Below are 13,405 nucleotides of genomic sequence, written 5' to 3'. Positions count from 1 at the left end.
CTGACCTGCAAGCCCTGTTCGAGCTCAAGATCTAGTCCGTTGCTCAGATGGAGCAAGCCGAGGCCGCCTGTTGTCAGCGCGCCCCACGCCAGTACCTGCAAAGCCGCACTGGCGAGCGAAATGCCCCAAGCAACAGCAGATTAAAGTCCTGCCATAGCGTTTTGTTTTTGCCTTTGTTCTAGCAAGCCCTTTAATGATAGGCTTTGATACATTAAAGATAGTTTTGATTCGTAATTGTCCCCATGTAGGTGTAATTCAATGTGAGTATCGCTGACGTCCCAAATTTCAAAAAACACAACATGCCCGCACGATACTGCCATTCCCCATTCATCTAAATCTTCTTTGTAGAGGTTATTGTTCCAAAATTCTAGCGTTTCTTTTGGATCCCCATATTTTTCAATCAAGAGATTTTTAATAGTCCAGTAGTCATGAAGGTATGATTGTGCGTTCGTGTGTGATTCTTGGAATGAATATCTCCCCATGACCAATTTATTTTTTATGAAAGTATATATGGCGAAGCAATCAAAATTCGCCACAATGGTTTTATAGATTAATGTGTCATCGCTTTCGTGAATTAATTCTTCAGCCTCTGAGGCCTTTACCTTGTCGATTGAGTCGCCCCAAGAGAAAGCGCGAAACGATTCTTTTTGATGCTGTAGTGTATTGTTAATCTTCCATGTTCCGTTTTCGAATAGTGTGAAGTGCTGTCCTTCGGAAGAGAATGCCTGAATAGATTTCATGATTTAATTAATCTCTGACTGATTTGGCGGGGTGATTTTAGTTTTTGAACCTTTGTGTTCAATAAGATTGCCGAGGGTAATTTAGGTGCATAGTTTAGGAATTTATAATTTAATTAGAGCAACCGAATTCACAGTTGCAGACAGATCAGCAGCACCTTGTTTACTGAAAAGCAGGGTGTTGAAGTTCAGTTTTGAATCCGCGTTCATTGGAAATCAGCAAAATCTGCGGCCTTGATGTCGCTGCACCCGTTGAGCATGTCCGACGCCAGCTCGCGCTTTTTGCTAAGCAGCGCATCCAGCCGGACATCGAAGCTCGGAAATCTGTCACTGACTACGCCTGGGTAGTAGACCTGCACCGCGCGCTTCTGACCGATACGGTATGCGCGGGCTGTGGCCTGGTCCTCCTTGGCGGGATTCCAGGTTCGGGTGAAATGCACGACGTGGTTGGCTGCCTGAATGTTGACGCCGAAGCCGACGGCCAGCGGAGACAGGATGATCACGTTAAAGCCAGGCTTGTCCTGGAACGCATCGATTAACTGTTGGCGGTTATAGAGGACACGTGGATCTGCAGACGTATCTCCGTTGACTATGCTCGCGGCAATGCCGAAGAAGGCGGCGATGACGCGCTGCAGTTGAAGCTGTAGCTCACGGAATTCGCAGAACACGATCACCTTGTGCTCTCCAGCCGTATCAGCGGCCAGTCGCTTAAGCAGCGTCATCAACCACCCCATCTTGGGCGATTCATTGACCAGCCGGTCAATTTGCAGGCCGAGTGCATTTTTCTCGGTGTACCCGTGAGGATCGGAGCAGATCTGGCGGATGGCCAGCAATGCCAGCAGCTGTGCGGATGGGTTGGTCTCTCGTTGTGTCTTCAGAGTCTTGAGTGCGCTCTCGTAAAGGCACAACTGATATGGCGACATGGGCAGTCGCTTACAGGCATCGTCCTCGACCGGGGTCGGTAGATCCTTGGCGACTTCGGTTTTCTTGCGATGGAGTATTTGCGGCTGGATCAGGGCTCGCAGTTCTTCCACCTTAGCAACCTGTTCATCGGTCTTGGCTTCGATGGGCTGACGGTAGGTGTGGGAGAACTGGCTCAGTGCTCCGAGCATGCCTGGCTGCACGAAGTCAAACAGGCACCAGAGGTCGGCCAGTGTGTTCTCGACCGGTGTGCCTGTACAGGCGATGCGGAACCGGACTTTCTGCTTCTTGGCCGAACGGGTGACCATCGCGGCTGGCGTCTTGATCTTTTGTGCCTCGTCGCAGACCATGACCGACCACTGCTGGCTGGCCAGTGCGAACTCGAGGTCGCGCATCGTCTCGTAGGTGGTCAGGACCAGCCTGGCATCGCCGATCCAGCCTTTCTTGAGCAGGCGTGTGATACCTTGCGCTTTCAGTTCCTCGTCCAGCTCGTGCTTGCTCACTCGCAGGGACTTGAGTGTGTCGCCGTAGAGCATCAACAGTGGCAAGGTGCCGGGTTCGAAGAAGCGGCCGAGTTCGTTGCGCCAGTTCTCGAGCAGTGCGACGGGTGCGACTACGAGGGCTGGTGGCAGATTGGGGTCTTGCTCAAAGCAGGACGTGATGAAGGCCAGCAGTTGCAGCGTCTTCCCGAGTCCCATGTCGTCGGCCAGTACGGTGCCGCGGCACTGCTGTGGCGACATGAACCAGAGATGCTGCAGCCAGGCGATGCCGACTTCCTGGTGAGGCTTGAGACTGATCTCGGGCCTGAGCGAGGAGGGAATTACGGGCCGGGCACCTTCTGGCATGGTCAGTGCCTCGGCACGAGCCTCGGTGTAATCCATTGCCTCGAAGTTGGACTTGATGACCAACCGCTTGGCTGTCGGGCGTTCCCTTCCTTTGCTGCCTCCGGGCTCGAACGTCTTGTCCTTGAGTTCTTGCCGAACTTGGGCGAGTGCATTCAGGGCGGCTTTTGCTTCTTCGATCGGAACGGGAGTGGGGAGACCTGGTAGTTGAACCAGTGTTCGACGTTCCGACTCGGCGGCTTTGATGGCTTGCTGCAGGGTGGGGACTTCGTCGAAGGTGATTGGAACGAAAGTTGGGGCGGCACCCATCCCGTTTTCGACTCGGATTCCCACACTGACATTACCTTCGAACCAGCTATCACTCTCGTCGTTGCGGGCGATGACCGGTGTGATGCATGGTTTCTCTATGCCGATTTCCTGGATCCGCTCCGAATAATGGCTCAGGTCCATCACCTCGCCGGCAGTCCAGAGCTGGGGGTAGGTCCATTCGCGCAGCCAGCTCTGCAGCTGTTCCAGGTGTTCTGGAGTCTCACCGAGGATCTCGAACTCCCGGCCAGACCAGCGTACGCATTGCGATTCGTCATCAAGGCATCGGTCCAGCTTGGCAGCGAAGCGGGCGAGGTCATCCGGGTTGGCGAACCAGATCGGACTCGATTCTCCGAGATCTTCACCCAGGCTCTCTGCCTCTAAGCCCACGCGCTTGACTTCGCCGAATTCGCCGCGGTCTACCTTTGGAATGAAACGTTCGAAGCGGATGCCGGCGTCGTCGCGGGCCTTTTCGAACTGAGCCGGGTCTATGACATTCTCTGATGCCTCACCCAGCACGGCGAAGGGGTTGCGCATGAAGGACTCAGCGCGTGGGCCGTAAGCTCTTCGCCCTGGCATGCGCTTGATCTCCGCCAGCACGGCCTTGACTTCCGGCGCGACGACGACGCGGACCAACGTGGCGCCATCAGGTACATCGTATCTGTCCTGCAAGGGAAGACGATCGAACTGGCTGAGCCACTGAGCTGGGGCTTCATCGAATCCAGGAACCACCTCTAGGACAGGCTCGTCACCAACCACGCGCTTTTCCATCGCAAGCCTGAGTCGCTCAGGGGTGAGTACTATGGTTCGGGCGACGTAGTCAGACAGCGGGCAGCTGCTGGCGCTGGCGAGCTTACGGATGCGACCGAAAATCTGTTCCTTGAAAACCTGAGTACGGTCACTGACCGGAGTGGCATGAAACCGTTCCAACTGCGCAAGCAGTAGGTGTACCTGTTCAGGCAGCAAACCAGCGGTTTCCCCGGATACTAGCAGTCGGCCTTTGAGCTTGGGAGCTGGCTGAACCGATTTGCCATGCGGATCCAGCCAGCCGTCGATCAGAATGGAGAAATTTGCATCTATCAGTGCGCCAAGGCTTGCAATCCTGGGGCGAGCCAACGTATCAGGCGGTATTTGAAGGGCGTCGCGATGGGCGCCGAAATCGGGGTCGCGCAGCATCGCGTACAGGTCGTTCCAGCTGAGGAAGAATTCACCGGTCCGGCACTCGCCAAGACCTGCAAGTGCCAACTGCGATAAGCGCGCTCCGAGTTCGGCCTGTTTGCCTGTTTCGTAGGGATTATCAAGCCAGTTGGTTGCGGGGGTGCTCGGAGCAGGGTAGTGGGCTCCATCGGCATCGAAGATAACACGGCTAATGCTACTCTCTTGTATCGAAAGTGCCTGAGTTGCTTGTGCTGGCGCTGCTCTTCTGAGAAATTTATCGAGCATCGGTCAGGCTTGTCTATTAATCAGAGATGTTGAGTTCGATGTAATCATTGGAAATCCATCTTGGTCCAGTAACCTTTTCCTTGTACGAACGAAAATCCCCATTTATCTAGATTTTTTGCGAGTATTGGATAACTTACTTTTGGATTAATGGAGCCTGTGAGAATCCAAAATTCGCCGCCACGAGATCGGTTGTCTTCATGTTCTAGGCCATATTTCCCGCATAATGAGAAAATGATAAATTTTTTTGGAGCTCCGACGTCTGTAGGTGATGATGTTTGGATTGGATCTTTTATTTGATTTATGGTCGGACTTGAGGTGGATTTTAGGTCGCCGCGATCAAGTGGGATCGTCTGCATAAGACTTCGAAGCGTCTGGTTAAACTTGAACTCCCATGAGCCGCTATGTGAAAGCCGCGTGGCTCCCAGTCGTTGCTTTAACTCATAAATAGAGAATGATTTCTTCTCCAAGTCCGTGATGAAGTCGGATGTAGCAAATACGTAGCATGCATTTCCAGTGATGCCGAACTCTATGATAAGCAATTGACCAATTCGCATGATAAAAGCGTTATTGGATGGATTGTTATCTCTCAATATCCGGTCACGACCTAACATGAGTTTTCGAAGTTCTGTGAAGGCAGTGCTGCGGTTAGTCGCAGCATCATTCCCTAGGACGAACCACATGTCGCTGATATGGGGCTCCCACTTGAGCCAGTAGTTCAGACGCCGCAGATCTGCGGCGCCATCTTCTGCCAGAAGTTCGAAGAAATCCTTGATGAGTCGGCATTTTAGCCAACTTTCTACCATTTGTCGGGCAGCTTCCTTCTTGACGACTGCATCCCAGGCGGTGCGCTTTAGCCAAGGGTTACCTATCCAGTTCAGGCTAGCATCTCGAAGGGTGATGTGCTCTGGCTTTTCTTGACAGTCAGAGTAGCGGTATAACACCCGTCCAACTGTCTCGGTGGCATAAAGCCTTGGAAATTGTATGTCTAGCTTGCCGTTCACGAGATCCAGCAGGTTGGGTAAGCGTCTCTTGAATGCATCATCCTTGCTGCTGCAAACGGTGCGAACATATGCCATGAGTGCATCTTCCCAGACCCATGAGTTGCTGGGGATGCCAAGAGTTGCGCAAACTCCTCTAAATTCATTAATGTCATCGCGCATGAATCCTTCTGCATAGCGACTGCAGGGGTCATCGCCAAGCAGATTCCTGTGCATAGCCAGCGTTGCTAACCATGGGGGCGGTTCACCTCTTGCGCTCGATTCTTGCAGAACTGGATCCAAGTTAGTTGACAAAAAATGCTTCAGTCCTGCCCAGTTTGTCCGTGTGGTGGTGCTTGCCTGGCTTTGTTGATCGAAACTGAGGTAGCCCTCGAGCAGGCCTTGGTAGCAGCGTCTAAACTGTTTAGCTTGTGATTCCCACCTGCGTACTTCCATAAGTAGGTTGTCGAACACAGCCTGATTGTCGATGACACGCCACTGGTTTATACCGACGGGTACCGTGACGCCGTAGCACACGTACTTCAGACTGTTGAAGCTTGGCAGCTCTTTGGTCTTCTGGTAGTGGAGCAGAGACTCATTCACCTTATCCTGGGGTGGCCTAGTGTCTGCTTGCCCTCCTAGGTCACGCTTGATGCTGGCCAGCATTTCGTGCATAGGCATTGGGTTTCCCCAAGGCTGTGCTGTATTATTATTTCTGAGTTCGAGTGCTTGGCGCAACTCAGCACGCAGTACGTCTATCGGTTGACGATGGGGCATGGCTCTTTAGTATCCAAGGCCTGGATCAGCGCAACTTGGTCAATTTTCACCGGTGGGCTGGCGAGTTCACCATCCCGTTCCTTTCGAGTCTTGAATTCCAGTTTGAATTCGATACGTCGGCTTTCTAGTGCAGTTGGTTGCAGGGAGTTGAAAGAACCACCGCCGACGAAGAATTGCGTAGCAATCAACATCCGATCGTCGAGGTTTAGTGGTGGGATCCCATTTCCGGGATCGCGCAGGAGGTCACAGATGACACGCTCACTGCGTTCCAGGCTAAGGTTCAGGTTGAATAGATATTTTCCTGAGCGGCTTGCATAACCTTCTACGACTGCACGCTTGAACCAGTGCTTTCCAGCCTCGGACGAGCGCAACTGGTCGAGTAGCTTGGGCGTGAACTGTAGGAGGAGTTGTCTTTGTGCAGCTGATAACTGGTTCTGTCCTTCACGCTCGAAACGTCCGCGCGGGCCGAAGTCGATTGTGTTGCCAATTACCTTGACGCCCTCAAACTCCTTAGCAGTTAGGATCTGCTGGATCTCACGCATGAAGTCTGTGATCGCTTGTGAACGTTCTGCTTCTAGTTTTTCTGTCGTTGAGGCCTCGCTGGTGACAGCTAGCAGGGCCACGCTCATGGCGACTAGGAACAGGACCATGAGTGCCGACATCAGGTCAGAAAACGAAATCCAGAAAGGCTTCTCGCCCTCTTCCCGTACACGTCGACCGCTGGCTGTTTTTAATCCTCCAATCATAGCTCAGACCCTCTCAGCGCCTTGTGGGCAGGTTGTCCAGATGATCGCCAAGATCTTGAATGGCTCCTTTGAGGTAACTTGTAGCCTGCGCCAGTTCGGTGTGGAAGGCGCTATTGCCTTCACGCAGCGTATTTCTGATTTGCTTTGCGAACTCCGCGTGCGAGTTGGCCATTACATCAGTGACGCTTTCAAGATAATGGTCGGCAGTTTGCTGAGCTTCTACCAACTTCTGGCTTGCAGACTTCAGACTATTGACGAGCTCCGATGTAAGTCCGGCCTCTCGCTTGGCGTTCTCGACCGTAGCGCGCAGATCATTAACCATGGCGGACAGGGTATCCCTGACCGACTTCTGGTCCAGGAGAACCTGTTGTGCTGCGGCCAGAGCGGCATTTAGACCAGATGCAGTCTGGTTCAGCTTGTCGACGTTCGTGCCCATCCCGTCGGTGACTGTCTTGATCTGTCCCAGATTTGTCGTCAATACGTTGGCCGCGCTATTGAGTCGATCTGCACCCTGACCCATGCGCTCGACATTGCTGCTCGTGCTCGATAGCAGTTGTGTGACGGACTCCTTCATCGCGGTGGATGCTGCCTGTACGGTATCGCTGAGGCGCGAAATTTGGATCTGTTGTTTATCGAGAAGATCTGTCACCTGTTTGGCCATAGCCTCCTGCTGTGCCGCATGACTTCGTTCTGCCTGTTGGGTTTTCTCCTGAATCGTGGAAAGGAGCTGGCCTGATGTATCGCCGAGTTGCTGGAGCAGTTTTGATGTGGCAGCTGCAGTGTCACTTTGGCCCTGAGCCATGCTGGCCTTGAGGCCTTCCATGAGCTGTCGCATCTGCTCGTCTCGCTCCTGCTGACGCTGCGCATGACTCTGGTCTGCGTTGTGCGTCCGTTCCTGCATGGACGAGAGGAGTTGGGTCGTGGTCTCGCCTAACTGCTGCAGCAGTTTGCTGGTTGCACCTGAGGTCTGACTTTGGCTGTCGGCCATACTGGCCTTGAGGCCTTCCATGAGCTGTCGCATCTGCTCGTCTCGCTCTTGCTGACGCTGTGCGTGACTCTGGTCTGCGTTCTGGGCCTGCGCCTGCAGTTGCTCGACAAGGTGTCTGGTCGTGTCGCCAAGTTCCTTCATCATTTGCAGGGTGCGCTCAGTTGATTCGGTCTGCCCCTTTGAGAGGTTTTCCTTGAGCTGATCGACGAAGAGCCGCATCTGTTCGTTAGCTTCCATCTGGCGGGCTTGCATATTCTCTAGGGCTGCCCCCATCTTCTGAGCCATGGCGTCTGCCGCACCTGACCCTGCTTGCTGGATCTGTGCTGCAAGCTGTTCGAACCGGTCGGAGGTTGTACGGATTGTGCCGGCTGTCTCAGCCAGCATCTCGTTCATACCGCGCAGCTGAGATCCGAACATGCTTTCCATCTTCTCGGCAAAGCTGCCTAGGACATCGGTGAGCATCTTGTTAACGGCATCTCCCTGGCTCTGGCCAACGGTAGCGACTGCGCTGGAGATACGTGTAAGGGGTTCGGTCAGGCCCTCACTGAGACTGGTCGTAATCGAGTGACTCAATTGCTGGCTGGTCGCTGTCATGGTCGCGATCTGCTGCTGTGTGAGCTCTGTCAGCACTTGCTTAAGGTCCGTAACCAGTGACTCCTTCATCTGCATTGCCTGCGTGGCTGAGGTTTCTGACGCTTCGACAAGGCGCTGCAGGTATTCTTCTCCGGCTCCGGCGTCGAACAGTCCGTCTACTAAGGCGCAGAAGTTCTCGAGTTCGCTGTATCGCTTGTTTAGGGTGGATTTTTCCAACCAGGTCGCAAACATCGCCAGGGCGATGGCGGTGCCGGAGACGATAAACGCGCCACCGACGCTTCCGAGCAAGCCTTGCAGGCTCTGCTGTGCGACAGCTGCGTCGGTTGACACCTTGAACCCGCTGAGACCCAGGATGAGGCCAGTGAAGGTACCGATGATGCCTAGGCCAGTCAGTATTCCGGGTAAATGCTTGTAGAACTCGGCTTTCAGAGGGACATCGACCACGGTCTGTTCGGTGAAGAACATGTTGGCCATAGCAGTCGCACGCCAGCGGCTGACCTCCATCATTCCTATGGAGTTAGCGCTCTTCTGACCGTGTAGCGTGTCACGATATTCGGACCAGCCATGGCTCAGCGCTGAGTTGACCATCACCTGTTTGTTGATGCCGTCAAGATCAAGGACGTTGCCTGAGCTCTTCAGCATTTCTAGCTGCTCTGTTGCTTGCTTCAGCTCGACGCCGAGTCGCTGGCTCGGCTTGAAAAACTCGGAGTAGAACTTCCATGTAGCCCAAGCCAGAGGCAGAAAGATGATCCAGTGAAGGTGTTCTAGCAAGACAGAGGACATTCCGGGTTCTACTTGTGTTTCTGAATTCTTGTCTCGATGGTGGCAGGATCGCCAGCAAATGAGAATAATTCCAAAATGGAGATTGTAAGCTCCGAGCCTATGTGTGCTGCTCGAAACCATATCCTCGGCCCAGGGGAGACCATGAACTGCAACTATGTCCCCACATTCCGACCTCACCCGCTTCCTCACCGCCCAGTCCCCCGTCATCGACCGCGTACTGGCCGAACTGCGCGCCGGGCGCAAGGAGAGTCACTGGATGTGGTTCATCTTCCCGCAGCTCGGGGTGCTGGGGCGCAGCGCGACGGCCCGCTTCTATGGCATCGAGGATCTTGAGCACGCGCGCCGCTACCTCGCGCATCCGGTGTTGGGGCTACGCCTGCTGGAATGCACCCGCGCCGTCCTGGCACATGGCGACCAGACCGCGCACGCGATCCTCGGCTCGCCCGACGACCTCAAGTTCCGCTCCTGCATGACGCTGTTCGCTCTGGCTGGACCGCAGAAGCCGGAGTTCCGGCAGGCGCTTGAGCTGTTCTATGGTGGCGAGCCTGATCCGGTCACAGTTGGGCTGCTCGTCTAGCTGGCAGCCCGGCGCGCTTTCCAGGTCTCGAACTGCGAAAGGCGCAGGCCGTAGCGGGCCAGTACGCCTTCGTGCAGCCGCCGGGTTCTACTTGTGTTGCTGAATGCTTGTCTCGATGGTGGCAGAATCGCTAGTGGATGAGAAGAATTCCATAATGAAGATTTTTCCCCGCGACGGCACCCCCTGTCTGCAACCCCTGTTGGAGCTGAATTGAACCCGCCTCACACCGCCATTCAGGACCAGGGAAAGGGCCTGCTCGCCGCACTCGCCGTCGTGCTGTTCTGGTCGGGCTTCAACATCGTGTCGCGCCTGGGCGCCACCGCTGCCTTCTCGCCCTTTGACCTTGCGGCGATACGCTTTGCGGTATCCGGCACCATCGCGCTGCCGCTGTTCCTGCGCTATGTGCCGCGCCAGGACTGGTCGCGGCACGCGGCGCTGGCGCTGTTCGGCGGCCTGGGCTACTGCCTGCTGGCCTATTCGGGTTTTGCCTTCGCACCCATCGCGCATGCCGGTGTGTTCGTCAACGGCGGCATAGCGTTCTGGACCATCTTGACATCTTCCCCACCCTAAAGGACGGGGATTCCTGCTGCCAGACGGCGATGTCCCGCCGCGAGAATGTTCCTGGCAGCGTTGACGTCCCGGTCGTGGACCGTGGCGCACTCGCTGCAAGCCCATTCTCTTATTCGCAAACCCGCTCTACCTTTCGGACTGCTGGCGGGAATAGCCCCGCAGCACGAGCAAGTCTGGGTTGAATACGCTTCGTTGACTACCTCGAAGACGACACCGGCCTGATGGCACTTGTATTCCAACATCGTCTTGAACATGGCCCAACCCGCATCCAGCGTGGACTTGGCCATCTTGGTCTTGACCAGCTGGGCGCTGGCCACGTCGCCCACGAAGATGGCGGCGTGCTCTTTCACCAGGGCGCTGCTGAACTGGTGCAGCGCGTCCTTGCGCTGGTTTCTGATCTGGGCGTGGAGGGCCTTGACGCGCCATTTCTTTCTCGCCCGCTGGGCGGTTGCCAGCTTGTGCTCATGCGTCCGGTACCAGTGGCCTTCGAGCTTTTGCCCGGTTGACGTGGTGGCGCAATCCTTCAGGCCGAGGTCGATGCCCACCGCTGCCGTGCCTGCGCTCGGTTTTGCTGGTACCTGCACGGCCACGTTGAAGTACCAGCGGCCCCGGCTGTCCTCGTTGAACGAACCTGCACGGAGTTCGTAGTCGGCCAGCCCGTAGCTGTCCCAGAGGCTGAAATGCTGCCCGGCAAAGTGGATCTGCCCGGCCTTGTAGCGGGCGTGCCCACCCTTGAACGGTATCCAGCCCAGCGAATATTTCGATGACTTGGGGTTCGACACCCGCCAGTGCAGGCGTGAGCGTTTGAACTGCTTGCGCCGGGTGGCGTATTCAGCGCAGACGACTTGCACGGTGCCGCTGCCGATGGCGATGCCGTCGCACTGGCTGAACCCGGCGGTGAGCTTTTGCAGGTCGTAGCCACTGAGCCACTGGTGGCGCTCACGGATGGCGCGGGCACTGGTCTCGTTGCAGAAGTTGAACACCTGATTGACCTCGCGCGCCATCGACGACAGCACGCGGGCGTGCTTGTCCTTGATGCGCAGCTGGAGGGTCTTGGTCGTGTTCACGGCGAAGATCATAGAGCACAGAACCGCGCAGCGGACTACAGGCCGTGCCGGCCTGATCGCTCGAACCTCGGGCTGAACCCCGAGGCTTGCCGCTCAGTTCTGGTCATCATGGCGTTCATGTCCCGGTTCCGCATTCCGCGCTACACCGTGCTCGCCCTGCTGCTGTCGACCTGCGGCTTGCTGCTGATCGGCTTTGACAGTCTGTTCGCCACGCTGCGCGGTGGCGAATGGATCGGCGACCTGTTGTTCCTGGCTGCCGCGCTGACCTGGGCCATCTTTGGCCTGCTGCTGCGCCGCTGGCAGATCCGGCCCCAGCATGGCGTGCTCGGTGTCGCCAGTTTCTCGGCCCTGGTCTACCTGCCGGTCTATCTCTTGTGGTTGCCCGGCAATCTGGGCCAAGCCAGCTGGGGCGCCATCACGCTGCAAGCGGTTTACCAGGGCATCGTCGTGGCGTTCCTGGCGGCGGGCCTGTACAGCTATGCGGTGCAGAAGATCGGCGCCGGTGAGGCCTCGATGATGCTGGCGCTGGTGCCGGCTGTCTCGGCCATCGGCGGCTTGCTGATCCTGGGCGAACGGTTGGGTCCGACGACCATCATCGGCATCGTGGTGGTGTCGGTCGGCGCCATGCTCGGCGCGCTGCCGCCCGGGGTGCTGGCCCGGATCCGCTGGTTCGGCTTGCGCTGACGCCTTCGTTGCAGCTGGCGGCTTTCGAGGCCGCTCCGTGCGGAAAACGGGTCAGGTTTCGGGTCGGCATGAGGTCATGCATTTTTTGCATAAGATGCCGCTAGGCAGTTTCATCGTGGTTTCGTAAAATCTCAGGCCTTGGCCGACAAGCGGTTGTTGCCGGAAAAAGGGATATGGGAAGGCGTCAAGCAGCGACGCCTTCCCATATCGCTTTTTTACTCTCTGGAGCCTTTCCCATGAACGCACCCGTGCTGCAGGGCATCAATGCCCCCGTCTACGTCAAACATGCCAAGCTGATCGCCTGGGTCGCCGAGATGGCCGCCCTGTGCAAGCCCGCCAGCATCTACTGGTGCGACGGCTCGCAGGAAGAGTACGACCGCCTCTGCCAGCAACTGGTTGACGCCGGCACCTTCAAGAAGCTGAATCCGGCCAAGCGCCCGGGCAGCTTCCTGGCCTGCTCCGACCCGTCCGACGTGGCCCGCGTCGAGGACCGCACCTACATCTGCTCCGAGAAGAAGGAAGACGCCGGCCCGACCAATAACTGGATGGCTCCGGTCGAGATGCGCGCCACGCTGAATCCGCTGTTCGACGGCTGCATGGCCGGCCGCACCATGTACGTGGTGCCGTTCTCGATGGGTCCGCTGGGCTCGCATATCGCCCATATCGGCGTCGAGCTGACCGACAGCGCCTACGTGGCCGTCAACCAGAAGCTGATGACCCGCATGGGCAAGGCCGTCTATGACGTGCTGGGCACCGATGGCGACTTCGTCCCCTGCATGCATACCGTCGGCGCTCCGCTGGCCGCCGGCGAGCAGGACACCACTTCCTGGCCTTGCAACCCGACCGTCAAGTACATCGTCCATTACCCCGAGACGCGCGAGATCTGGTCCTACGGCTCCGGCTACGGCGGCAACGCGCTGCTGGGCAAGAAATGCCTGGCACTGCGCATCGCCTCGACCATGGGCCGCGACCAGGGCTGGCTGGCCGAGCACATGCTGATCCTCGGCGTGACCAACCCCGAAGGCAAGAAGTACCACATCGCGGCCGCCTTCCCGAGCGCCTGCGGCAAGACCAACTTCTCGATGCTGGTGCCGCCGGAAGCCGGCTTCGCTGGCTGGAAGGTCACCACCATCGGCGACGACATCGCCTGGATCAAGCCGCACGCTGACGGCAAGATGTACGCGATCAACCCGGAAGCCGGCTACTTCGGCGTGGCTCCGGGCACCAACATGCAGACCAACCCGAACTGCATGCGCTCGCTGGACAAGAACGTGATCTTCACCAACGTCGCGCTGACCGATGACGGCGATGTCTGGTGGGAAGGCATGGAGAAGGACGGCGGCGGCGTGCCGGCGCACCTGATCGACTGGCAGGGCAAGGACTGGACGCCCGA

At 56.8% G+C, this 13,405-nt stretch carries 10 protein-coding genes; 4 read left to right on the top strand and 6 right to left on the bottom strand.

The features are described 5' to 3' along the window. Window positions 1–140: 140 nt before the first annotated feature. The 5 genes from PHR85_RS10190 to zorA form a co-directional block, all read right to left on the bottom strand. Entirely contained in the window at window positions 141–740 is a 600-nt protein-coding gene (locus tag PHR85_RS10190; RefSeq protein ID WP_300053857.1) for a hypothetical protein, read from the bottom strand. A gap of 203 nt (window positions 741–943) precedes the next feature. Further along, the gene (locus PHR85_RS10185) at window positions 944–4,249 is read right to left on the bottom strand and encodes a DEAD/DEAH box helicase (protein WP_300053854.1); all 3,306 of its coding nucleotides are present in this window, start codon (window positions 4,247–4,249) and stop codon (window positions 944–946) included. Between the two features lie 44 nt (window positions 4,250–4,293). Then, window positions 4,294–6,003, bottom strand: a complete 1,710-nt coding sequence (locus PHR85_RS10180) for an EH signature domain-containing protein (protein ID WP_300053851.1) — start codon at window positions 6,001–6,003, stop codon at window positions 4,294–4,296. Beyond that, window positions 5,982–6,749: a flagellar motor protein MotB gene (locus PHR85_RS10175; RefSeq protein ID WP_300053848.1), complete on the bottom strand. Its 768-nt coding sequence runs from the start codon at window positions 6,747–6,749 to the stop codon at window positions 5,982–5,984. The genes PHR85_RS10180 and PHR85_RS10175 overlap by 22 nt, the downstream gene beginning before the upstream one ends. A gap of 13 nt (window positions 6,750–6,762) precedes the next feature. Further along, a complete protein-coding gene (gene zorA, locus PHR85_RS10170) occupies window positions 6,763–9,114 on the bottom strand; it encodes an anti-phage ZorAB system protein ZorA (protein ID WP_300053846.1) in 2,352 nt (783 codons plus the stop codon). 154 nt (window positions 9,115–9,268) lie between these two features. On the opposite strand from zorA, the gene PHR85_RS10165 reads away from it, so the two are divergent. Further along, on the top strand, window positions 9,269–9,691 hold the full coding sequence (locus PHR85_RS10165; protein ID WP_300053843.1) for a DUF1810 domain-containing protein: 423 nt from the start codon (window positions 9,269–9,271) through the stop codon (window positions 9,689–9,691). A gap of 210 nt (window positions 9,692–9,901) precedes the next feature. Further along, complete coding sequence (locus tag PHR85_RS10160) at window positions 9,902–10,261, top strand: EamA family transporter (protein ID WP_300053841.1); 360 nt, start codon at window positions 9,902–9,904, stop codon at window positions 10,259–10,261. Here PHR85_RS10160 and PHR85_RS10155 read toward each other — a convergent pair. Next, entirely contained in the window at window positions 10,258–11,328 is a 1,071-nt protein-coding gene (locus PHR85_RS10155) for a transposase (protein ID WP_300053838.1), read from the bottom strand. The genes PHR85_RS10160 and PHR85_RS10155 overlap by 4 nt on opposite strands. Before the next feature lie 117 nt (window positions 11,329–11,445). Between PHR85_RS10155 and PHR85_RS10150 the strand changes: the two genes are divergently transcribed. Both PHR85_RS10150 and PHR85_RS10145 read left to right on the top strand, forming a co-directional pair. Beyond that, window positions 11,446–12,012 (top strand): DMT family transporter, encoded by a 567-nt coding sequence (locus tag PHR85_RS10150; RefSeq protein WP_300053835.1) that lies wholly within the window; start codon window positions 11,446–11,448, stop codon window positions 12,010–12,012. Between the two features lie 236 nt (window positions 12,013–12,248). Next, window positions 12,249–13,405: phosphoenolpyruvate carboxykinase (GTP) (locus PHR85_RS10145; RefSeq protein ID WP_300053833.1), on the top strand; the 1,157-nt coding region annotated here is incomplete at its 3' end.

It is taken from the genome of Malikia sp. (assembly GCF_028687635.1).
Classification (GTDB): Bacteria; Pseudomonadota; Gammaproteobacteria; order Burkholderiales; family Burkholderiaceae_C; genus Malikia.
Note: the sequence above shows the minus strand (reverse complement) of the source record. Positions and strands in the feature narration are given on the sequence as shown.

Bases quoted from the DNA above. Each gene is read 5' to 3' on its own strand.
- zorA (WP_300053846.1), bottom strand. From the start codon at position 9,114: ATGTCCTCTGTCTTGCTAGAACACCTTCACTGGATCATCTTTCTGCCT.
- PHR85_RS10185 (WP_300053854.1), bottom strand. From the start codon at position 4,249: ATGCTCGATAAATTTCTCAGAAGAGCAGCGCCAGCACAAGCAACTCAG.
- PHR85_RS10175 (WP_300053848.1), bottom strand. From the start codon at position 6,749: ATGATTGGAGGATTAAAAACAGCCAGCGGTCGACGTGTACGGGAAGAG.
- PHR85_RS10180 (WP_300053851.1), bottom strand. From the start codon at position 6,003: ATGCCCCATCGTCAACCGATAGACGTACTGCGTGCTGAGTTGCGCCAA.
- PHR85_RS10190 (WP_300053857.1), bottom strand. From the start codon at position 740: ATGAAATCTATTCAGGCATTCTCTTCCGAAGGACAGCACTTCACACTA.
- PHR85_RS10165 (WP_300053843.1), top strand. From the start codon at position 9,269: ATGTCCCCACATTCCGACCTCACCCGCTTCCTCACCGCCCAGTCCCCC.
- PHR85_RS10150 (WP_300053835.1), top strand. From the start codon at position 11,446: ATGTCCCGGTTCCGCATTCCGCGCTACACCGTGCTCGCCCTGCTGCTG.